20 protein-coding genes and 1 pseudogene are annotated in these 20,437 nt (G+C 72.6%); 7 read left to right on the top strand and 14 right to left on the bottom strand.

The features are described from left to right. The first annotated feature begins 54 nt into the window (after positions 1-54). Entirely contained in the window at positions 55-1,413 is a 1,359-nt protein-coding gene (locus tag BM339_RS07020) for a sensor histidine kinase (RefSeq protein WP_083597489.1), read from the top strand. Continuing rightward, on the top strand, positions 1,410-2,054 hold the full coding sequence (locus BM339_RS07025; protein ID WP_021598189.1) for a response regulator: 645 nt from the start codon (positions 1,410-1,412) through the stop codon (positions 2,052-2,054). Before BM339_RS07020 ends, BM339_RS07025 begins: the two co-directional genes overlap by 4 nt. Positions 2,055-2,083: 29 nt before the next feature. Here the strand turns inward: BM339_RS07025 and BM339_RS07030 are convergent, their stop codons facing one another. Together BM339_RS07030 and BM339_RS07035 are read right to left on the bottom strand one after the other, a co-directional pair. Continuing rightward, complete coding sequence (locus BM339_RS07030; protein ID WP_021598190.1) at positions 2,084-2,584, bottom strand: DUF1707 SHOCT-like domain-containing protein; 501 nt, start codon at positions 2,582-2,584, stop codon at positions 2,084-2,086. A gap of 2 nt (positions 2,585-2,586) precedes the next feature. Then, a complete protein-coding gene (locus BM339_RS07035; protein WP_063747830.1) occupies positions 2,587-3,276 on the bottom strand; it encodes a PadR family transcriptional regulator in 690 nt (229 codons plus the stop codon). Between the two features lie 205 nt (positions 3,277-3,481). Between BM339_RS07035 and BM339_RS07040 the strand changes: the two genes are divergently transcribed. Together BM339_RS07040 and BM339_RS07045 are read left to right on the top strand one after the other, a co-directional pair. After that, positions 3,482-5,467 (top strand): bifunctional phosphatase PAP2/O-acyltransferase family protein, encoded by a 1,986-nt coding sequence (locus tag BM339_RS07040; protein ID WP_075020285.1) that lies wholly within the window; start codon positions 3,482-3,484, stop codon positions 5,465-5,467. 120 nt (positions 5,468-5,587) lie between these two features. Beyond that, positions 5,588-6,148, top strand: coding sequence for a YdbT family protein (locus BM339_RS07045; RefSeq protein WP_021598193.1), 561 nt, complete (start codon positions 5,588-5,590; stop codon positions 6,146-6,148). A 33-nt stretch (positions 6,149-6,181) separates the two neighbouring features. Here BM339_RS07045 and hpnH read toward each other — a convergent pair whose 3' ends face one another. Genes hpnH through hpnC form a run of 6 tightly spaced genes read right to left on the bottom strand, consistent with a single transcriptional unit; the run spans position 6,182 to position 13,403 of the window. After that, a complete protein-coding gene (gene hpnH / locus BM339_RS07050) occupies positions 6,182-7,186 on the bottom strand; it encodes an adenosyl-hopene transferase HpnH (protein WP_024936511.1) in 1,005 nt (334 codons plus the stop codon). 3 nt (positions 7,187-7,189) lie between these two features. Continuing rightward, on the bottom strand, positions 7,190-9,160 hold the full coding sequence (shc, locus tag BM339_RS07055) for a squalene--hopene cyclase (protein ID WP_075020286.1): 1,971 nt from the start codon (positions 9,158-9,160) through the stop codon (positions 7,190-7,192). Next, positions 9,160-10,170: a polyprenyl synthetase family protein gene (locus BM339_RS07060; protein WP_021598196.1), complete on the bottom strand. Its 1,011-nt coding sequence runs from the start codon at positions 10,168-10,170 to the stop codon at positions 9,160-9,162. The genes shc and BM339_RS07060 overlap by 1 nt, the downstream gene beginning before the upstream one ends. Next, positions 10,167-11,597, bottom strand: a complete 1,431-nt coding sequence (hpnE, locus tag BM339_RS07065; protein WP_024936512.1) for a hydroxysqualene dehydroxylase HpnE — start codon at positions 11,595-11,597, stop codon at positions 10,167-10,169. The genes BM339_RS07060 and hpnE overlap by 4 nt, the downstream gene beginning before the upstream one ends. A 28-nt stretch (positions 11,598-11,625) precedes the next feature. Further along, on the bottom strand, positions 11,626-12,543 hold the full coding sequence (locus tag BM339_RS07070) for a phytoene/squalene synthase family protein (protein ID WP_024936513.1): 918 nt from the start codon (positions 12,541-12,543) through the stop codon (positions 11,626-11,628). After that, positions 12,540-13,403, bottom strand: a complete 864-nt coding sequence (gene hpnC, locus BM339_RS07075; protein WP_083597367.1) for a squalene synthase HpnC — start codon at positions 13,401-13,403, stop codon at positions 12,540-12,542. The genes BM339_RS07070 and hpnC overlap by 4 nt, the downstream gene beginning before the upstream one ends. 290 nt (positions 13,404-13,693) lie before the next feature. Between hpnC and BM339_RS51170 the strand changes: the two are divergent. Together BM339_RS51170 and BM339_RS07085 are read left to right on the top strand one after the other, a co-directional pair. After that, positions 13,694-13,759: pseudogene (locus BM339_RS51170) on the top strand (hypothetical protein); the annotation flags it as partial. Positions 13,760-13,885: 126 nt separating this feature from the next. Continuing rightward, entirely contained in the window at positions 13,886-15,460 is a 1,575-nt protein-coding gene (locus BM339_RS07085) for a carboxylesterase/lipase family protein (protein ID WP_075020287.1), read from the top strand. Positions 15,461-15,475: 15 nt separating this feature from the next. Here the strand turns inward: BM339_RS07085 and BM339_RS07090 are convergent, their stop codons facing one another. From BM339_RS07090 to BM339_RS07105, 4 genes are all read right to left on the bottom strand, one after another. Beyond that, the gene (locus tag BM339_RS07090) at positions 15,476-15,778 is read right to left on the bottom strand and encodes a DUF1905 domain-containing protein (RefSeq protein WP_021599394.1); all 303 of its coding nucleotides are present in this window, start codon (positions 15,776-15,778) and stop codon (positions 15,476-15,478) included. A 145-nt stretch (positions 15,779-15,923) separates the two neighbouring features. Continuing rightward, on the bottom strand, positions 15,924-16,544 hold the full coding sequence (locus BM339_RS07095; RefSeq protein ID WP_075020288.1) for a dihydrofolate reductase family protein: 621 nt from the start codon (positions 16,542-16,544) through the stop codon (positions 15,924-15,926). Beyond that, positions 16,544-17,065, bottom strand: a complete 522-nt coding sequence (locus BM339_RS07100; protein ID WP_075020289.1) for an SRPBCC family protein — start codon at positions 17,063-17,065, stop codon at positions 16,544-16,546. Before BM339_RS07100 ends, BM339_RS07095 begins: the two co-directional genes overlap by 1 nt. A gap of 3 nt (positions 17,066-17,068) precedes the next feature. Then, on the bottom strand, positions 17,069-17,410 hold the full coding sequence (locus BM339_RS07105) for an ArsR/SmtB family transcription factor (RefSeq protein WP_075020290.1): 342 nt from the start codon (positions 17,408-17,410) through the stop codon (positions 17,069-17,071). Positions 17,411-17,524: 114 nt separating this feature from the next. Between BM339_RS07105 and BM339_RS07110 the strand changes: the two genes are divergently transcribed. Further along, positions 17,525-18,703, top strand: coding sequence for a HEAT repeat domain-containing protein (locus tag BM339_RS07110; RefSeq protein ID WP_177287636.1), 1,179 nt, complete (start codon positions 17,525-17,527; stop codon positions 18,701-18,703). Between the two features lie 42 nt (positions 18,704-18,745). Here BM339_RS07110 and BM339_RS07115 read toward each other — a convergent pair whose 3' ends face one another. Both BM339_RS07115 and BM339_RS07120 read right to left on the bottom strand, forming a co-directional pair. Further along, on the bottom strand, positions 18,746-19,498 hold the full coding sequence (locus BM339_RS07115; RefSeq protein WP_143118310.1) for a hypothetical protein: 753 nt from the start codon (positions 19,496-19,498) through the stop codon (positions 18,746-18,748). Between the two features lie 398 nt (positions 19,499-19,896). After that, on the bottom strand, positions 19,897-20,388 hold the full coding sequence (locus tag BM339_RS07120) for a hypothetical protein (RefSeq protein ID WP_075020293.1): 492 nt from the start codon (positions 20,386-20,388) through the stop codon (positions 19,897-19,899). Positions 20,389-20,437: the final 49 nt, after the last annotated feature.

The raw sequence follows: 20,437 nt of genomic DNA on the forward strand, positions 1-20,437 counted from the left end.
GGGCACGACTTTCGTAGGGGTCGCGGGCCGGGGGCGGGTGCGTACGGTATGGGCATGAGCGGAGCGAACCCGTGGGGGGCCACCCTCTTGCGGCGGGCCCGGGTGCGCCCGCCCTCGCCGCGTCTCGCCCTCGCGCGGCTCCTCCCGGTCGGGCGGCGCCGCGACCGCGCCGCGGACGCCGCCGTCGTGCTGTCCGGAGTGGCGCTCAGCGTCCAGGCGGTCATCGACCCGGGCGCCATCGTCCACCGGCACGGCGGCGCGTCGGTCGCGCTGTTCCTCGTGCCCGCCGCCGCGCTGGCGCTCCGGCGCCGGGCCCCGATGGCGGTCGCGTGGCTCACCGCCGGATTCGCCGTCCTGGTGTGGCTCCTCGAACTGGCCGCGCCGGGCGCGCTGCTGCGGGTGGACGCCGACCACGCCCTCAGCCCGGTGGTGTGGTGGCCGCCGACGGCGCCGCTCGCGGCCTACGCGGTGGCGGCGTTCCCGCGCGACGGCGGGCGGCCGGCCTGGATCCGCCTGCTGCCGGTCGCCGTGCTGCTCGTCCCGATCGGCGTGCTGGAGGACGTCCTCCCCGACTCGGCCATGCGGCACTTCAACGCCGAGGAGACCGACAGCGTCGACGCGGTGGTGTTCCGCAGCGTCGCCGTCGTGATCGTCGCCGCGCTGCTCGGGCTGTACGCCGCCGCGCGCCGCCGCGTCGTGCAGGCGCTCACCGACCGGGCGGAGCGCGCCGAACGGGAGCGGCACCTGCTGGCCGAGCGGGCCCGCGCGGAGGAACGGGCCCGGCTCGCCGCCGAGATGCACGACGTCGTCGCGCACCGGGTGACGCTGATGGTGCTGCAGGCGGGGGCGCTGCGGATCCGGGCGCCGGACGAGCCGACCCGCGCCGCCGCCGAGGAGCTGCGCGGCACCGGCTGCCAGGCCCTCGAAGAGCTCCGCGACGTGATCGGCCTGCTCCGCCGCGACCCCGAGGGGCCGCCCGCCGCGGTGTCCGAGCCGCTGCCCGACCTGTCCGCGCTCGTCGCCGACTCGGCGGCGGTCGGCGTCCCGGTCGAGCTGGCCGAGCACGGCGACCCGCCGTCCGCCTCGCCCGCCGTCGGGCGCACCGCCTTCCGGGTCGTCCAGGAGGCGCTGACCAACGCCCGCAAGCACGCGCCGGGCGCCGCCGTCCGGGTGGACGTCCGCTACCGCACGGACGGCGTGACGCTGACCGTCCGCAACGCCGCCCCGTCCCGGGAGCCGGACGCCGACCTCGCCGCCAGCGGGTCCGGGATGGGCCTCGAAGGGCTCCGCGAGCGCGTCGAGCTGATCGGCGGGACGTTCACGGCCGGCCCGGACGGCGGCGGCTTCCGCGTCGAGGCGTCCCTGCCCGCCTTCGTGCCCGTCGCGGCGCCCGACCCGGCCGGGCTGCCGTGATCACCGTCCTGCTGGTCGACGACGAGCCGATGGTGTGCGCGCACCTGCGCGTCATCCTCGGCGCGGCCGACGACGTCCGGGTGGTCGGGGAGGCGCACGACGGGGCGGCGGGCGTCGAGGCCGTCGTCCGGTACCGGCCGCACGTGGTGCTCATGGACCTGCGGATGCCGGGCGTGGACGGCCTCGCCGCCATCGAGCGGATCGCCGCGTTCCGGTCGCCGCCCGCCGTCGTCGCGCTGACCACGTTCGACGGCGACGAGCACGTCATCCGGGCGCTGCGGGCGGGCGCGAGCGGGTTCCTGCTGAAGTCGACGCCGCCGGAGGATCTGGTGAAGCTCGTCCGGGTCGCCGCCGACGGGCACACGGTGATGTCGGCCGCCGCGACCATGCGGCTGCTCGGCACCGCGGCGGACCGCGCGTCGGGCCGCGACCGGACGCGCGCGCTCGTCGGCGGCCTCACCGGGCGGGAGACCGAGGTGCTGGCCTGCCTCGGCGAGGGCTTGTCCAACGCGCAGATCGCGGGACGCCTCCACCTCAGCGAGGCCACCGTGAAGGGCCACGTCTCCCGCCTGCTCGACAAGCTCGGCTGCGCCAACCGCACGCAGGCCGGCCTCCTCGCCCGCGACGCCGGGCTGGGCTGAGCCGGCGGTCGCGCGCCGGGGGGCACGGGTCACGCGCCGGGGGACAGGGGCGGGCCGGGTCGCCGGGACCGCCGCACCCCCAACGCCAGCAGCACCGCGCGCACGACCCAGAAGGCCAGCGCGATCTGCAGGACCACGAGGAACCCCGTGCCCGGCCCGGCCGTGAAGGCCAGCACCAGGAACACCCCGGGCAGGAGCTGGAGCACCGGGAAGGGCGGCCCGTGCCGGTGCCGCCGGGCGGCCATGTGCCGGTGGTGGCGGTGCCACGCGGGGTGCCCCGGGCCGCCGAACATGACCGCCATTCCCTGCTCCAGGGACGGGGCCTTCGGCGGGTCGGGCAGCCCGGTGGGGGCCGGCAGGTCCCGGACGAGGGTCCGCAGGTCGCCGCGCGTCTTGGCGGACAGGACGGCGTCCAGCCGCCCGTCCAGCTCACCGCGGTCCAGCCGCCCCTCGGCGAAGTGGTCGTGCAGGGCGACCATGACCGCGTCCCGCTCGGCGTCGCCGACGCGGATCTCGTCGTGCCGTGCCATCTCTACTCCTCGTCGCGGGCCGTCGGGCCCGCGTCGTCGTCGGTGCCGGGGGTGTCGTCGGGGTCGTGGGCGAGGTCGTCGGCCAGGATCCGGTACAGGCTCCGGCGGGCGTCCGACAGGACGTCCCTGGCCTGGGCGACCTGCTCGGGGGAGCCGGAGTGGACGATCTGCATCACCGCGGCTCCCGTCTGCGCGGCCTGCTTGAACAGCTCCGGGACGCCCTCGCCGTACTCCGGGGTCATCTCCGCCCACGGCTCGGCGAGCCGGTCGGCGTTCTCCTCGGCGTAGGCGCGGCCCTCGTCGGTCAGGTGGAAGGTGCGCCGCCCGCCGGACTCGTCGCCGGCGATCAGGCCCTCGTCCGCGAGTTGCTGGAGCGCCGGGTAGACCGCGCCGGGGCTCGGCTTCCACGCCCCGCCGCTGCGCTCGTGGATCTCCTGGATGATCTGGTAGCCGTTGCGCGGCTCCTCGGCCAGCAGGACCAGGATCGCCGCGCGGACGTTGCCCTTGCGCGCCTTCGGGCCCCTGCCCCAGGGCCCGCCGCGTCCCCGCGCCCAGGGCGGCCGGGGGCCGGGACCGGGCCCGAAGCCGCCGGGCGGGCCCCAGGGGCCGGGGCCGCCGCCGAACAGCGCGCCGAGGTTCGGGAAGTCGCCGCCGCGCCCCCAGGGGCCGCCGCGTCCATGCATGTGACCCATGTTCTCCACCACCTTCTGAGATCTCTCTAAGACCTCTCGCGATACGACAACGATATATCGAAGACGCCGGGACGGGCCAGATGGTTCCCGGAGATTTCCAGCGGATCGGACGGGTCTCTCGCGGCGGGCCGGGCATGATCCCCGAATACCGGCATCGCCGTCTGATTTGGCGAATCTGTGGGTACCACCCGGGGCGAGGGGGACTATGGGCACACACGAGGCGGTGACCGCGCCGGACGCGGTTCTGGCACCGGACGCCGCGGGCACCGTTCCGCGCGCGAGGCCGCGCGTGCGGAACGAGCTCGCGCTCGGCCTGGCGCTGTTCGCGCTGTACTCGCTGGTGACGATGCTGCCCGAGCAGGCGAGGGAGAAGGCCGCCCGCGACCACGGGGAGTCGCTCTACGCCCTGGAGCGGGCGCTCCACCTCGACGTCGAACCGGCTCTCAACCACTGGCTGGCGGACCAGCCGGTCTGGCGGGTGCTGGCCAACTACGAGTACGCGATCACCTACATCGCGAGCGCTCTCGCCCTGCTGACCTGGTTATTCCTCCGGCACCCCGAGCGGTACCGGACGGCCCGCAACGCCTTCGTCATGCTCAACCTCGGCGGGCTGGCCTGCTTCGCGCTGTACCCCGTCATGCCGCCGCGGCTGATGCCCGACCTCGGTTTCATCGACACCGTCACCGAGGGCCGCACCTGGGGGTCCTGGGGCTCGCCGATGGTCGAGCACGCCGACCGGTTCGCCGCCGTCCCGTCCCTGCACATGGCCTGGACGCTGTGGGTCGGCGTCGAGCTCGCCCGCGTCAACGCGAAACGCTGGGTCCAGGGCCTGAACGCCCTGCACATCATCGTGACCCTCTACGTGATCCTGGCGACCGCGAACCACTACCTGCTGGACGCGGTCGCCGCGATCCCGTTCGTCGTCGTCCCGGTGTACCTCGCCGAACGCATCGCCCGCCCGCCGGCGCCGCGCGTCCAGGGGCCCGACGCGTTCTTCCTGGCCGTGGAGACGCCCGAGGCCCCGCAGCAGGCCGGCGGCGTCATCATGCTCGACACCCCGCGGGCCGACGTCGGCCGCGCCGACCTCGTCCGGGTGATCAGGAGCCGGCTGGACGGGCTGCCCCGGTTCCGGCAGCGGCTCGTCCGGCGGGGCCGCTGGCGCCGCCCCGTCTGGCGCGACCACGACCCCGTCGACTGGGCCTGGCACGTCGCCGAGCGGCGCGTCGACGGCATGGCCGGGCTGCGCGCCGAGGTCGCCCGCATCCAGGCCGAGCCGCTGCCGCCGGACCGGCCGCCGTGGCGGATGGTCGTCCTGAAGGGCGCCGAACCCGGCCGCACCGCCGTCGTGTACCTGATGCACCACGTCGTCGCCGACGGCGTCGGCATCGTCGCGCAGGCGATGTACCTGATGGAGCCGCCGCCCGAACCCGTCCCCGGGCCTCCGCGCGCGCCGTTCCGCAAGGCGGTCGCGACCGTGGTCGGGCTCGGCCAGCTCGCGACCGCCGTGACGCGACCCGAGCGGCTGCCCTCCGCCGGGACGTCCGAACGCCGGTACGGCACGATGGCCCTGCCGCTGCGCGCGGTGCGGGACGTCGGCCGCCGCCACGGCGCCCGCGTCACCGACGTGGTGCTGTGCGCGGTCGCGGGCGCGCTGAACCGGGTCGTCAGCGAGGACGACGGGCGGCCCGGGTCCTGCCGCGTCGCGGTCCCGCTGATGATGCGCCCGCCGGGCAGCGCGATGGTCGGCAACCACACCACCGCCGTGATGGTCGACCTGCCCATCGGGAAGATGGCCGAGACCGACCGGCTCGCCATGATCGCCGAGCGCGGCCGGGTGCTGCGGTCGGGGACGCGGGCGCAGGCCGCCTGGTTCGTGATGTGGCAGGCGGGACGGCTGATGCCGGCCCCGCTGCACGCCCGTTTCGCCCGGATGTCCTACAGCGGACGTTTCCTGCAGGGCACCGTGTCGAGCCTTCCCGGACCCGACCGGCAACTGTGGCTGGCCGGGGCACCGCTCACCGCCGTGTACCCGATCGTCCCGCTCGCGCCCGGCACGCCCCTGGCGATCGCCGGCCTCGGCGTCGACCGCGACCTGTGCTTCGGGCTCTCGGTCGACCCCGGCCTCACCGACGACGCCGACGCCCTCATGGACGCCGTCCGCGACGTGATCGACGAGCTCCGCGACGCCTGACCCGGTGCCGGCGGACCGCTGGCCGCTTGCGGCCACCTGCCGTCCGGCCGGGACTCGATCATCGGGCCGTCCGGTACGTGATCCTTGCGGTAGGCGGGCGGCGACGAGGACGGTGCGGTCATGGTGCGCGCGGCGGAGCAGGCGCTGGGGAAGTTCGTGCGGCGTTTCGAGACCGACGACGCCCGGCGCGGCAAGGTGGCGGTGGTCTCGACGCTGATCGGCCTGGCCGGGGTGGGCCTGTCGGCACCGGTGCTGGTCGCGGTCTTCACCCGGGGCGAGACGGCCTACACGATCGCCGGGCTCTTGCTGGGGTTCTCGCTGGTCGGGCTGTGGTGGGGGTTCTCGTGCGGCCGCCGGTACCTCATGACGCCCGGCGAGGTGTTCCGGGTCCGCGTCGGAGGGCTGGCGTACGAGCACGCCGGCCGGTTCCGGGTGATCCCGTGGGACCGGATCAGGAGCGTCTCCGAGCGCGGCCAACGCCACTGGGTGGGCGAGATGCTCGGGTGGGACGTCTACAGCGTTGTCAAGATCAAGGGCGGTGACGGCCACAAGGGCGGCCGCCTCCTCATCACCGGCTTCACCTCCGACGCCGATGTCCTGGTCGCCCTCATCCGGCACGCGCTGGAACACGGCACGGCGCCGCTGCCGCCCGGCTCGGACGCTCCGCACGGCGCGCGGTGACGCGTGCCGCCGAACCCGGCACGTCGTTGACGATCACACGCTCCGCATGGCGCGTATCGACTCCTTGAGCGAACCCATCGTCGCGAACACGGCGGTGGGCTCGTAGCCGCAGTGGGCCATGCAGTTCGCGCAGCGGGCGTCGCGCCCCCGCCCGTAGGCGTCCCAGTCGGTCGTGTCCAGAAGCTCCTGGTAGGTGTCGACATAGCCGTCGTCCATCAGGTAGCAGGGCCGCTGCCAGCCCTTCAGCGAGTACGACGGGATCGCCCACGCCGTGCACGGGAAGTCGACCTTCCCTTCGAGGAAGTCCAGGAACAGCGGCGAGTGGTTGAACCGCCAGCGCTCGCGCCGGCCGTCCGCGAACGCCGTGCGGAACAGGTTCCGGGTCTCCTGGACGCCGAGGAAGTGGTCCTGGTCCGGTGCCTTCTCGTACGCGTACGCGGGCGAGATCATCATCTGGTCGACGCGCAGCTCGTCGTTCAGGTAGTCGAGCACGTCGATGACGGTCCGCGGGGTGTCGGTGTTGAACACGGTCGTGTTCGTCGTGACGCGGAACCCGCGCTCCCGGCATATCCGGATCGCCTCGACGGCCTGGTCGAACACGCCCTCCTTGCAGACGGACGCGTCGTGCCGCTCCCGCAGCCCGTCGATGTGCACGGCCCACGCGAAGTACCGCGACGGCCGGAACGCGTCGATCTTCTTCGGGATCAGCGCCGCGTTCGTGCACAGGAACACGTACCGCTTCATCCTCACCAGCTCGGCGACCATCTCGCCGATCTGCGGATGCATCAGCGGCTCGCCGCCCGCGATCGACACCATCGGCGCCCCGCACTCGCGGATCGCCGCGACCGCCTGCTCGACCGGCATCCGCCGCTTCAGCACGTCCGCCGGATGCTGGATCTTCCCGCAGCCCGCGCAGGCCAGGTTGCACGCGTACAGCGGCTCCAGCTCGACGATCAGCGGGTACCTGCGCCGTCCCGCCAGCCGGTTGCGCAGGACGTACCCGCCGACGCGCAGGCTCTGGCGCACTGGCATCGCCATGTTCTAGATCCCTTCCGGGTCGCTGTGCCCGCCGTCCGCGGCGGCGCCGGGCCGTGCGGGGGACGAGCCGGCTCCGCTCAGGTAGCGGCCCAGGGCCGACAGCGGGAAGACCAGGCGGTACAGGTGGTAGTTGATGTAGAAGTCGCCGGGGAAGCCGGTGCCGGTGAAGTGGTCCTCGTCCCACGTCCCGTCCGGCCGCTGGCGGTCGACGAGCCAGCGGATCCCGCGCTCGACCGACGGTCCGCGCTCGCCGGCCGCGAGCAGCGCCATCAGCGCCCACGCGGTCTGGGACGGGGTGGACGCGCCGTGCCCGACCCATGACCGGTCCCGGTAGGAGCGCAGGTCCTCGCCCCAGCCGCCGTCGTCGCGCTGGTGGCGCTCCAGCCAGCCGACCGCGTCCCGGATCACCGGCTTCTCCGGCCGGACGCCCGCCGCGATCAGCGCGGGCACGACGGCGCCCGTCCCGTACACGTGGTTGGCGCCCCACCGGCCGAACCACGAACCGTCCGGCTCCTGCGCCCTCAGCAGCCAGACGACGGCCCGCTTCACCAGCAGCGAGTCCGCCATGCCGCGTCGCGCCATCGCCTCCACGACGTGCGCGGTGACGTCGGCGGACGGCGGGTCGATCACCTCGCCGAAGTCGCAGAACGGCAGCCTGCGGCATAGCGCGCGGGTGTTGTCGGCGTCGAACGCGCCGAACCCGCCGTCCTTCGACACCATCCCGGCCATCCAGCGCACACCGCGCTCGATCGCCGGCTCCGCCCGCGGGTGGCGGACGCGGTCCAGCGCGATGACCACCTCGGCGGTGTCGTCGGTGTCGGGGTAGCAGTCGTTGTCGAACTCGAACGCCCAGCCGCCCGGGGGCAGGCCGGGCCGCCCGACCGACCAGTCGCCGGGCCCCCTCACCTCCTCGCCGATCACCCACTCGGCGGCCCGCTCCAGGGCCGGGTGCCCGGCGGGCAGGCCCGCGTCGGCCAGCGCGTTCATGGCGAGCGCGGTGTCCCAGACGGGGGACTGGCAGGCCTCCAGCCGCCGCCCCGACTCGTCCCGGATCGTGAAGCGTTCGAGGCCGTCCAGCCCTCGCCGGACCACCGGGTGGTCGAGCCCGTAGCCGAGCAGGTGCAGCGCGAGCAGCGAGTACACCCACGGCGGCTGGATCCCGCCCCACGAGCCGTCCCGCTCCTGCCGCGCGATGATCCACTCGGCGGCGCGGCGGAGCGCGGCCCTGCGCACGCGCCTGAGCGGGCGCCGCTCGTACACGTGCAGGGCCCTGTCGAGCGCCTCGAACGCCTCGCCCCATCCGGGCAGGCGCCGCCCGCGGGGGCGCGGGACGTCGTGGTCCGGGTACAGCTCGTCCAGCGTGAACGGCAGCGGCCGGACGGGACGCAGCGCGCCCACCACGGTCAGCGGGACGATCGTCTGCCGCGCCCAGCACGCCCAGTCGTAGACGTTCAGCGGGAACCAGCGCGGCAGGAACATCATCTCCGGCGGCAGCACCGGCAGCTCGTCCCAGGGCCAGCGGCCGAACATCGCCAGCCAGAACCGGGTGAAGACGCGGGTGGCCGGGACGCCGCCCTCGCCGCGGATGTAGGCGGCGGCGCGGACCATGTGGCCCGCGTCGGGGAGGTCCCCGGCGAGCCGCAGCGCGACGTACGCCTCGGTGGTGGTGGACAGGTCCGGCGGGCCGTCGTGGAAGTTCGCCCAGGTGCCGTCGGCGGCCTGCTGGGACCTGATCCAGCGGGCCGCCTCGAAGGTGTCCTCGCCGGTGCGGATGCCGAGGAACTCGCGCAGCAGCAGGTCCTCGGCGTCCATGGTCACGTTGGTCTGGAGCTCGCCCTTCCACCATCCCTCGGGGGACTGGAGGAGGAGCAGGTGCTCGCGCGCGGCGTCCAGGGCCTCCGCGGCCGTTCTGGTCGTGGTGGGCGCCGTGGTGGGCGCTGCGGCGGTCTCCGTGGTCGGCTCTGTGGTCGTCATCAGTGGTCCCGGCAGGTGACGAAGTCGGCGATGTGCAGGAACTCGGCGCGGACGGGGTCGGGCAACCGGGCGTCGAGGAGGTGCTCGGCGGCCCGCTGGATGCGGCTCTCGGCCTCGATCTCGGCCCAGGCGCGCCCGCCCGCGGCCTCCACGAGCGCGGCCGTCTCGGCCAGGTCGTCCTCCGACGGGTCCGGCCGCGCGTACAAATCGGAGAGCCGTGCCGCCTCCGGGGTGCCGGAGTTCAGCGCGGCGACGACCGGCAGCGACATCTTGCGGGACCGCAGGTCCGACAGCGCGGGCTTGCCGGTGATCTCCGGGTCGCCCCAGATGCCGAGGAGGTCGTCCACGAGCTGGAACGCGATGCCGAGGTCCTCGCCGAACCCCTGCAGCGCGGCGCACAGCTTCTCGGAGGCGCCGTCCAGGACGGCCCCGATCGCGCAGGAGCACGCCAGCAGCGCGGCCGTCTTGCCGGACGCCATCGCGACGCACTCGTCCACGCCGATCTGCCGGCGCGTCTCGAAGTCCATGTCGAGGGACTGGCCGGCGATGAGGCGGCGGGTCGCGGTGGACAGCGCGTGCGCCGCCCGCGCCGAGCCCTGGCCGGGCGCCTCCAGCAGCACCTCGGCCGCGAGGGCGAGCAGCGCGTCGCCGGCCAGGATCGCGGACGCCTCGCCGAACACCGTCCACGCCGCCGGCCGGTGCCGGCGCGTCCGGTCGCGGTCCATGATGTCGTCGTGCAGGAGCGAGAACGCATGGGTCAGCTCGACGGCGACCGCTCCCGGCAGGGCGCTCTCCGGCGGCGCCACGGCGGCGCGCGCGGACAGCAGGGCGAGCGCCGGGCGCAGCGCCTTTCCCGCCGGCTCCTTGCGCGGACGGCCCTCCTCGTCGGTCCAGCCGAGGTGGTAGGCGGCGACCCGGTACGTGCGCGGGTCGAGGCGGCCGACCGCGGCGCGCAGCGCCCCGTCGACGAGCTCGCGGACGTCGGTGAGCGAGACCGGCACGGTGGTCATCGGACGCTCACCCTCTCCTCGGCCCGGCGCGTGCTCCTGAGATGGCGGCGGACCAGGTGGGCGGCGGTGAGACCGCTGCGCACCGCGCCCTCCATCGTGTCCGGCCAGCCCGTGTCGGTCCACGCGCCGGCCAGGAACAGGCCCGGCGCGCGCGTCACCGGCCCCGGCCGGGCGGCGGCGGAACCGGGACGCTGCCGGAACGTGGCGCGCCGCTCCCGCGTCACGAACAGCTCCCGGACCTCGGCGTCCCACGCGGCGGGCAGCAGCCGCCGCAGCTCCGGCACGAACCGCGACCGGATCCGGGCGGTCGGCATGTCGATCCAGCGGTCGGCCGCCGACAGCGAGACCGCGAGGTACTGGCCGCGGCGCAGCCCGCTCACCGCCGTCCGGTCGAAGACCCACTGGACGGGGGAGCCGACCGCGGCGGCGAAAAGGTCGTTCCGGGGGGTGTGGGGGGTCGTCCCTCCACGCGAGAAAAGGTTGTTCCGGGGCGTGTGGGGGGTCGTCCCCCCACGCGAGAGCGGGAAGTCCGTGACCTTGCGGTCGTAGACGACGTGCACGTTCACGATCGGGCTCGCGTCCAGCTCGGCCCAGCGCAGCGGCTCCGGCAGCGCCTGCGCGGGCAGCAGCCGCGCCGCCGCCTCGTGCGGCACCGCCAGGATCACCGCGTCGGCGGCGATCGGCGTCCCGTCCACCACCACCTTCGGGTCGGTGGTGACGGCCTCGACCTTGGCCTTCAGCCGGACGGTCCCGCCCATCTCGGCGATCCGCCGCAGCGCCGGGCCGCCGTGCAGCTCCTCCAGCGGGACGAGCGGCAGCCCGATGTCGGCGGCGTCGGCGCGGCCGAACAGCGCCCGCCGGCACACCATCGCCGACAGCCCGAGCGCCGCCTCGTCCACCTCGGCGTTCAGCGCGGACGTGATGAACAGCCCCCACAGCGCGTCCCGCACCCAGGGCCGCTGCCCCCGCTGCGCCAGCCATGCCCCGGCCGACAGCGTGTCGAGCGCGGGGTCGGCGGGATCGAGGCGCCGCAGCGCCGCCGCGGCGCGCACCGCCCGGAGCCGGTCGGCGGGCGACAGCGGTGCGTACCCGGCCAGCGCCGGCAGCAGGTGCAGCGGGCTCGGCAGCGGCGACCGCCGCAGCCGCGCCGGCTCCGCCCCCGCCCGCAGGACGGGGACGTCGAACCTGTCCTGGACGTCGACGAGGTGATCGGCGCGCAGCCTGCGCAGCAGCCCCTGGTACGCCGAGCAGCACCGCAGGAACACGTGCTGGCCGTTGTCGACGCTCAGGTCGCCCCGCGTGAACGAGTGCGTGGCGCCGCCCAGCCATGGCCGGGACTCCACGAGCGTCACCGGCACGCCCGACTCCTGGAGCGCGATCGCGGCGCTGATGCCGGCGAGCCCTCCTCCGACGATGACGACGCTCACCGGCCCACCCCCAGGGCTCCGGCGGCGCTCACCGCTCCACCCCCGACAGCGCGCGGGCCGCCACGACGGCCTTCTGCCAGGTGGGCAGCGACGCCCGCGCGTTCAGCGCGAGCTGGGGGCGCTCGGCGATGTTCTCCAGGAGCCGCCGGTAGATGCCGGCCATCGCCGCCGTGCACGCCGCGCTGCGCCGGTCCAGCAGCGGCAGGAGGCGCAGCCCCTCCGCGTACCAGGCCCGCGCCCGCTCCGCCTGGAAGCCGATCAGCTCGTTCAGCCGCCACGGCGGGTCGACGAACGCGCCCGACTCGTCCAGCTCCAGCGTGCAGCCGAACCGGGCCAGGTCCTCCGCCGGGATGTAGGTCCGCCCGGCCATCCGGTCCTCGCGCAGGTCGCGCAGGATGTTCGTGAGCTGGAGCGCGACGCCGAGCGAGTCCGCGAGCCCCTCGGCCCGCTGCCGGCCGTCCGGCCCGAACACGCCGAGCGACAGCCGCCCGACCGTCCCGGCGACCCGCTGGCAGTACCGCAGCAGGTCGTCGAACGTCCGGTAGTCGGCGCCGCGGACGTCGTTCTCGCAGCCGTCGATCAGCTCCTCGAACGCCTCCAGCGGGATCGGGTAGCGGCCCGCCGCGTCCGCCAGCGCCGTCAGCACCGGGTGGCCCTCCAGCGCCCGGACGTCCAGCCGCCGCCGCAGCACCTCCTGCACGGTCGCGAGCCGCTGCCGCGACCGGTCCAGCAGGTCGAGCCGCACGCACGCCGGCTCCGGCCCGTCCCCGATGTCGTCGATGCCCCGCGCGAACGCGTAGATCGCGCTCATCGCCCGCCGCTTCGGGGCCGGCATCAGCCGGATCCCGTAGGCGAAGTTGCGGGCCTCGTCGCGCACCACCCGCTCGCAGTGCCGGTACGCCTCGGCAACCCGCTCGGAACGCTCGCAAGCCTCCGAAACCGTCATCGCCCTCTCCCTCCAAGAGCGCGCGCCCAGCGGGCCGGCAGGGCGGCCCGCCGCGGACGCGGCGGATGCGCGAGCACGTCGAAACGCCCGCGTTCCAGAGCCGACAGCGCCGAGCGTCCCCCGGCCACGTAGCCGGCGACGGCGAAGCGCGCCCACCCGGTCAGGCCCGCCATCAGCGGCCCGGCGCCCCCGTCCAGCAGGTCGCGGGCACGCCCGGCCTGCAGTGCCAGGACGCCGCGCAGCCGCGTCGGCGTCACCCGGCGGGCCAGGTCGTCCTCGGCGCAGCCGAACCGCCGCAGGTCCTCGCCGGGCAGGTAGATCCGCCCGCTCCGGTAGTCCTGTCCGGCGTCCTGGCAGTGCTCGATGATCTGCAGCGCCGTGCAGACGTCGTCGGACGCCGCCTCCAGCCGCGCCGTGTGTGCGCGGAACACGCGCAGCACGATCCGTCCCACTGGCGCGGCCGACAGGGCGCAGTACCCCTTCAGCTCCTCGAACGTGTCGTACCGGTGGACGGTCTGGTCCTGCCGGTTTGCCTGGACGAGGTCGCGGAACGGCTCCTCCGGGATCCGGTGCGCGTGCACCGTCCGCGCCAGCCGCCTTAACTGCGGCAGGTTCGGCGTCCGTCCGGCGAACACGCGGTCCAGGTCGTCGTCCACGAGGCCGAGCAGCTTCGGCCGCTGCTCCGCCGGCGCCTCGTCGCCGATGTCGTCGACGAGCCGCGCGAAGCCGTACACGGCCCGCAGGTCGGCGCGGTGCCGGGCCGGGAGCAGCCGCGCCGCCACCGGGAAGTTCTCCCGCGCCGCGAGCCGGTCCAGCGCGCGGTCGTGCTCCTCGGCGCTCCAGGACGGTTCAATGATCACCTAGAGGAGATCGGCAGGTCCGGCACGAGAGAAACTCTGGCCGAGGTATGGACTTATTTAAACGATGCGTGTCCCGGGCCTGAACCGGTCCAGGATTCCGCGCCGCGACAACCCGGGAAAGGCCGCCCGGAACCGGCACGCGACCGGACGATCAGTGGGGTTGCGGGTCGAGGCCGAGTTCCGTCCGTTCCACGAGCGGGTCGCGCGGACGGAACTCGGCATCGTCGGCACGGTCGGCATCGAGACCCCAGCAGTGCTTCGGCCACTTCAGCGGGCGCGCCCGCACCGACGGCGGCACCTGGATCGACTTCGACGACCTCACCGGGTGGGCGGAGGAGTCCCGCCAGCGGTGGTGAATCCCCGCCTGTATCGGGGCTTGCATCTATCTTAGAATCAAGTTCTAATTTGAGTCCGGGGCGCGGGGTTCGGTGCCGTGCCCGGCTCGGGGGGCTGCCAGAAGCGCCGTGCTGAAAGGGGGCCCTGTGAGGCTCACCGGCATCTCCCTGCTCGCGTCCGCTCTCCTTCTCGCCGGGGCCGCGCCGGCCGTGGCCCAGCAGCGTCCAACGGATCCGTCCGCCGTCGTCCGCACCGACCGCGGACTGGTGCGCGGCCAACCGCAACCGGGCTATCGGCTGTTCCAAGGCATCCCCTATGCGGCGCCTCCGACGGGGAGCCTGCGCTGGAGACCGCCGCAACCGGTGCGGCCGTGGCAGGGCACCTACGACGCGACGTCCCCGCGCAGCCAATGCGCACAGCTCGCCCCGCCCTACGGCGGCGACACCACCTACGGCGAAGACTGCCTGTACCTCAACGTCACCACCCCTGACCGCGCACACCGGCGGCACGGGCTGCCGGTCATGGTGTGGGTCCACGGCGGCGGCAACACGACCGGTAGCGGCAGCGTCTACAACGCGGCCAAGCTCGCGGTGGACGGCGACGTCGTGGTCGTCACCGTCAACTACCGCCTCGGGCCCCTCGGCTGGCTCGCGCACCCCGGCCTGGAGAACGGCGCCGATCGGCGCTACCAGGCAGGCAACTACGGACTGCTCGACCAGCAGGCCGCGTTGCGTTGGGCGCAGCGCAACGCCAGGGCCTTCGGCGGGGATCCTCGGAACGTGACGTTGTTCGGTGAATCCGCCGGTGCCGCCGACTCCTGCGCCAACCTCGCCTCGCCGTCTGCGGCCGGACTGTTCCACAAGGTGATACCGGAAAGCTTCAGCTGCGCCACCCCCGTCCGGACCGAAGCCTCGGCAGAGGCCGACGCGGCATCGCTCGCCAAGGCCGTGGGGTGCGACCAGGGCTCGCCGGTGGACAACGCCGCATGCCTGCGGGACGTGCCCGTCAAGACGCTGCTGGAGACCTTCGACGCGGCGGGGATGAGCGCCGGGCCCGTCGCCGGCGGCGACCGCGTGCTGCCACTGCAACCCGAGAAGGCCATCGAGCAGGGGCGCTTCAACCGGGTGCCGGTGATGCACGGCAACACGCTGGACGAGATGCGGCTGTACGTCTCGTTGCTCCACCCGAACCCCATGACGGAGGCGCAGTACGAGAGCATCGTCCGCTCGACGTACGGCGACGCCGCCGGCGCGGTGCTCGCTCGGTATCCGGCACGGAACTACTCCGATCCACGGATCGCGCTGGCCACCATCCAGACCGACGCCGGCGGCGCGCTCTCCACCTGCCTGCACCAAGACGCGTTCCAGCTGCTCGAACGCGCGGGCGTCCCGGTCTACGCGTACCAGTTCGCCGACCGCACCGCACCGCCGCTCATCGACGTCCCCGGATTCGACGAGGGCGCCGAGCACGCCACCGAGCTGACCTTCCTGTTCCCGGGACTGCTCGGCGAACTCGACCCGCGGCAGCAGCGGCTCTCCGATGCGATGGTCGGCTACTGGACGTCCTTCGCCTGGAACGGCAGGCCGAAGGCGCGGCACGCACCGCACTGGCCGCGCTTCCGGTCACCGGGCGACGTCCTGTCGCTGGCCCCGGGAGCGCGCGGCATCCACCGCACCGACACCTCCCGGACCAGCAACTGCGCGTTCTGGGACTCCCTCTGACCACGCCCCGCCCGGCTAGCCGAGGCGTTCGGTGAGGTGGACGGTGACCTTGTCGCCTTCCTCCTTGCCGAGCGCCTCACGGAGCTCCGCCTTCACGGCCAGTTTGTGGTTGCCGTCGCCCAGGGCCATGAAGGAGCCCTGGAACGGGTGCCCGTCGATGGTCCCCGTCACCTTCACCAGGCCGCGGGTACCGAAGAACTCGGCCGACTCCGGCCAGATGACGTAGGTCCAGCCGCCCTTGGCGGGGCTCTTCCGCAGGATCTCGGTGAACTCCTTGTCGAGCGGCGTGCTCTTCGCGCTCTTGGACTGTGCTGTCACGGTGTGTCCTCCCCGCGTGTCGGCCCCGGCCTCTGTCAGGGCCTTCCATGGACGAGACCACGCCGGGCGGCAGAACTCATCGATGTGGGCGAGATGGAGACGGTTCACGAGGCTCACCATTCCCGGACGGCTCGCGGGGAGGGTCTCACCGCTCCCGGACGGCGTAGGTCAGGTGCGTCACCCTGGGGGAGTGCTCCGTGCGGACCGGTTCCAGGGCCACGCGGCCGGCGTCCACCCCCTCGAACAGGCGGACTCCGGAGCCGAACAGCACGGGTGAGAGCGCGATCGAGAACTCGTCGACCAGGCCGGCGTTGAGGTACTGCAGGATCGTCGCGCCGCCGCCCGCGATGCGGACGTCCCGGTCGCCGGCGGCCTGGCGGGCCTGGTCGAGCGCCGCCTCGATGCCGTCGTTGACGAAGTGGAAGGTGGTCCCGCCCGGCCGGTGCCAGGGATCGCGCTTCTCGTGCGTCACGACGAAGACCGGCGTGTGGAACGGCGCCTCCTCCGGCCACGCCCGCTCGCCGGCGTCGAACATGCGCTTGCCCATCACGCTGGCGCCGGTGCGCTCGAAGGTCTCCCGCGCGATGTCGTTGTCGCGCCCCTCCTCGCCGCCCTCGCCGAGCTTCAGGTTCTCCCGCATGAAACGCAGCGGGAACACCCACGCCTGGAGTTCCATCCATTGCCGCCCCATCAGTTCCTCGGGGGACTCGGGCGCGATGAACCCGTCCAGCGACATCGAGACGCTGAAGAACACCTTTCCGGCCATCAGCTGTCATCTCCCTTCAGGAGGAGTTCGGTGATGTAGGCGGCGAGGTTGTTCAGGGTCTGCCGGCCGCCCTCGATCGCGTGGTACTTCTCGACCGCCTCGTCGCGCAGTTCCTTGGTGGGGAACACGGTGCGCATCTGGATCCGGGTCGCCGCGCCGTCGGGGCGGCCCGGCGCGGGCGCGAACGTCAGGACGGATTCGAAGGCGTTCGGGTCGTCGCCGGACTCGCCGTGCAGCAGCGCGATCCGCTCGGGCGGGGTGATCTCGGTCCAGGAGATCCACTCCTGGTAGTCGGTCCCGTCCGGCCCGTGCATCACGAAGTCCCACGCCCCGCCGACGCGGAACTCGAACGCCCGCGTGGTGGTGGTGAATCCCTCCGGCCCCCACCATCGCGACAGGTGCCGGACTTCGGTGAACGCCTCGAACACCAGCTCCCGCGGGGCATCGATGACCCGGGAGATCACGACCTCGCGGTCGGCCGTCGCCGACCGCGCCGGCGTGCCGGGTTCCGTGGCTGCCATAGGTCACTCCTCTTGTTTCGCCTGTTTGAGGTCCTGCACGTAGGCGTCCAGCCGGTCGAAGCTCTCGTTCCAGAACCGCTCGAACCCGCCGGTCCACTCGTGGACCGGTCGCAGCCCGCGGGCGTCCAGGCCGTACAGGCGCTGCTTGCCCGCCCTGCGGTCCCGTACCAGCCCGACCTCCCGGAGCACCCGCAGGTGCTTGGACGCCCCCGGCTGGGTCATTCCCAGCTCCCGGGCCAGCTCCGTCACCGGCAGCTCGCCCGCCCGCAGCAGCACCAGGATCTCCCGGCGCTGCGGCTCGGCGATCGCGTTGAACACGTCCGACGTCGTCGCTGCTCGTGCCATGGCCGTCATCATATGCCCATATGGGTATGCGTCAAGCGGGCGGCCGGATCGGCTGGGCTTCCGGCGCCTGCGCCGGCCCGATCCAGCGCTCCGTCCTTCTGTCATAGTGGGCGCATGTTCCCCGGCTCCCAGAATCGAAAGCTCAACAGGCTTAAACGGAAAGTCGACAGGCTTGAGCAGAAACGCGATGTGGCGAGGTTGGCGGATTTTCTCGGGCACGGCGACGTTCTTGTTTACAGTCGGGCCCGCGAGGCTCTAGAAAGGATCGTCGGAGACACGGCGATCGATTCGGTGTTCCCTTTTCTCGGCCATCCGGTCGGGGCCGTTCGTGCCGAGGTCAGCAGAATGCTGGGCAAGATCGGTGATCCTCGCGCCGTGCCGGTACTCGTGCCGCTGCTCGTCGAAACAGGCCGGATCCGTGACAAGAACGGCCGCGCCACCAGATTTTCCAGCTACGAGACGATCAGTTCCATCACGGCCGGGGCACTGGGACGGATCGGGGATCCCTCCGCCAAGGACGCGCTGATCGGTGTGCTGGCCGACGGTGAGTTCTCTGGGTTGCGCGAACCGCTGTTGAGCCCGCTGGTGGCAGTGGCCGGGTCGGAAGCGGCCGGAGCACTGCTTGCTCTGCTTCGTGACAGGGATGCCGCGACCCCCGCATTGGGTCGCCTCAGCGGTCCGGTCGCGAGGCAGGTGCTGATCGACACTCTTGACGGCCAGAACGACATCAGGGCTCGCCACCCGGTGCTCCAGGCAATGGTGAAAGTGAGCGCATCGGGCACCGTCAACGCGTTGGCAGAGTTGGCGCGCAGAGGCGGGGACCAGGAACGCCGCGCGGCCATCGCGGCGCTCGACCTCGGCCACTTCGTGGAAATGGACGACGCGGAGGCCGACGCGGCGCTGCGCGACGTCCTGGATCCGGACGGCGCGCTCCGAGCGGAGTTGGAAGCGGACGGTCGCGCCGCCCCCGGCGCCCTCGGCGCCGGAGGCGATGACGAAGAAGCCGTCGCGAACCTCCGGTTGATCATTCGGGACCCCGGTTACGCCGTGATCCCGAACGGTGCGACCTATCGTGACCGGGCGGCTCGGAGGGCCCTCGATGCCCTTGAGGACATCGTCGCCCAGCGGGGCGACGGCGTTCCCCGCTGGGTTCTCTACGCGGGTGCCACGCTCGATGACTTCGTGGTCTGGACCGAGATCGACGGGGAGCCGATGGGGCTCAGGATCACCGCGGCCGGACTGCGCCGCCTCTGCTTGTCAGCCCTCCTCCGCCAGGACAGTGAGGCGCGATAGGGATCCCGCCGCCGCCTCTGTGTCGGAACTCTTCGCTCGGGCTCACCAATCGAGGAGGACGCCGTATCCCTCCTCGGCCGACGCTTCCAGCCACACAAGCGTGTCGTCCGGCGAGGGGTCGTCGAGGAACTCCTCATAGCTCGGCGGCTTGGGGACGTGCACCTTCTGGTTGGCCGGCACGCGCCTGTTCCACTCGCGCGCCAGCTCAACGAACGGTGTTGCGTCGATGGGGTGTGGGTCATGTGAGCGTCTCCAGCGGGGTGGCGGGCTGACGGTCGGTTCCGCCATCACGGTGATGCGTTCGCGCACTTCGACCAACGCGGGGCGGACGGCCCAGGCGTTCGTGCGTGTCCTGGCGTTAGTTGCTAGTTGCCGAAGGGTGGTCCATTCCTCGGCAAGCCGCTGGGAAATCGTGTAGGCGTACCAGGCTTGCAGGTACGCGCGGTGACCGCCTGCCCGCACTTCATCGATATGGGCGCGCCATCGGCTGATGTGTCGCGCCAAATCTTCCGGCAGGAAGCTGCGGTACATGGCGAAGCGCCATTCGGCGGGCAGTAACGGTGTCAGGACCAGCGCGTTCACTCGATGCGTGTTGCCAGGACGATCGTTGACGTGGACCATCTCGGTGATCCGTGGTCCTGGCGTTGCTGGTGCGGGACGCGCGATGTGGCCGAACTCATCGGAGAACCAGCAGCCGGACGCCACGAACTGCGCGGTCTGCGCGCGGATCGCCTCGTCGAACGATGCTGCGGAGATTCCCGGGCGTTGCCGCATCTGCACCCAATCGACACCCATGTCCCGCCCCTTGTTGCTCTATCCACGGCCAACTTCGACATTTTCTCCACGCTGGACTACTTCGCCAACCGCGCCCCCTGCGCGGCGGGTAGCTCACGCGCATCGGCTCTCCGATCGCGGTGCTTCCCGGCGAGCGGCCCAGCCCGTCGAGGTGGTCGCGCGGCTGGGGCCTCTCTTATCGGTTTCGTGTGATGCCGGTCTGTGGACGGCTGAAGTGCCTTCCGTAGGTGGGTGCGCTCGCTTGTCTTGTTGCCGGTTGCTGTCACGTTGGTTGAGGTCGCTGGGTTGAGGTCGGGATTTAGCGTGTCGGGTTGGTGCGTGATCCTGTCTTTGCCGCGCTTCGCGCGGCCAGACATCAGTAAGTCGTGAGCCTTAGCGTTGCTGAGTGGATTGTTTGGTCAGGTCGGGGTGAAGGGGTTGGCGGTCGGGACGTCTCCGAAGAGTTCTGCGACCAGGGCGCGAGGGCTCAGGCCCAAAGGGGGTGGTTTCGTGGCGCCGTTGGCCCATTCGCCGTCGCTGTCGATGTAGAACGCCTCGGGAGCAAGCATGTGGCAGCGCAGCAGCACTGCGCATACCGCCAGGTCATAGGGGTGACGGTTAGTCTTGCAGAAGGTCCGGATGCTCCTCGGCGGGTCATACTGGAAGGGCTGCGGGTGATCGGCCGTGGGGCGTATTTCGAGCGGTTCGCCATCGAGTTCGTCTGCGACGCTGCCGGTGAACAGGATGCGCTCATCGGTCACGGGCGGAAGGTCATCGGGGATGTCGTTGACGACGATACCGCCGGCCCCTACGCGTTCCACGATGCGGCGGGCGTCGGCGACAATGCGCGGCCACGCGCTACGGAGCGCCGGGTCGGAAGGCGCGTACCTGTAGTAATGGGTGTATCCCATTTCCTGGAACTCCAGTAATAGCGTGATCTTGCCAGGTGCCGAAGTATAC

The sequence above is a fragment of the Actinomadura madurae genome (genome assembly GCF_900115095.1).
Taxonomy (GTDB): domain Bacteria; phylum Actinomycetota; class Actinomycetes; order Streptosporangiales; family Streptosporangiaceae; genus Spirillospora; species Spirillospora madurae.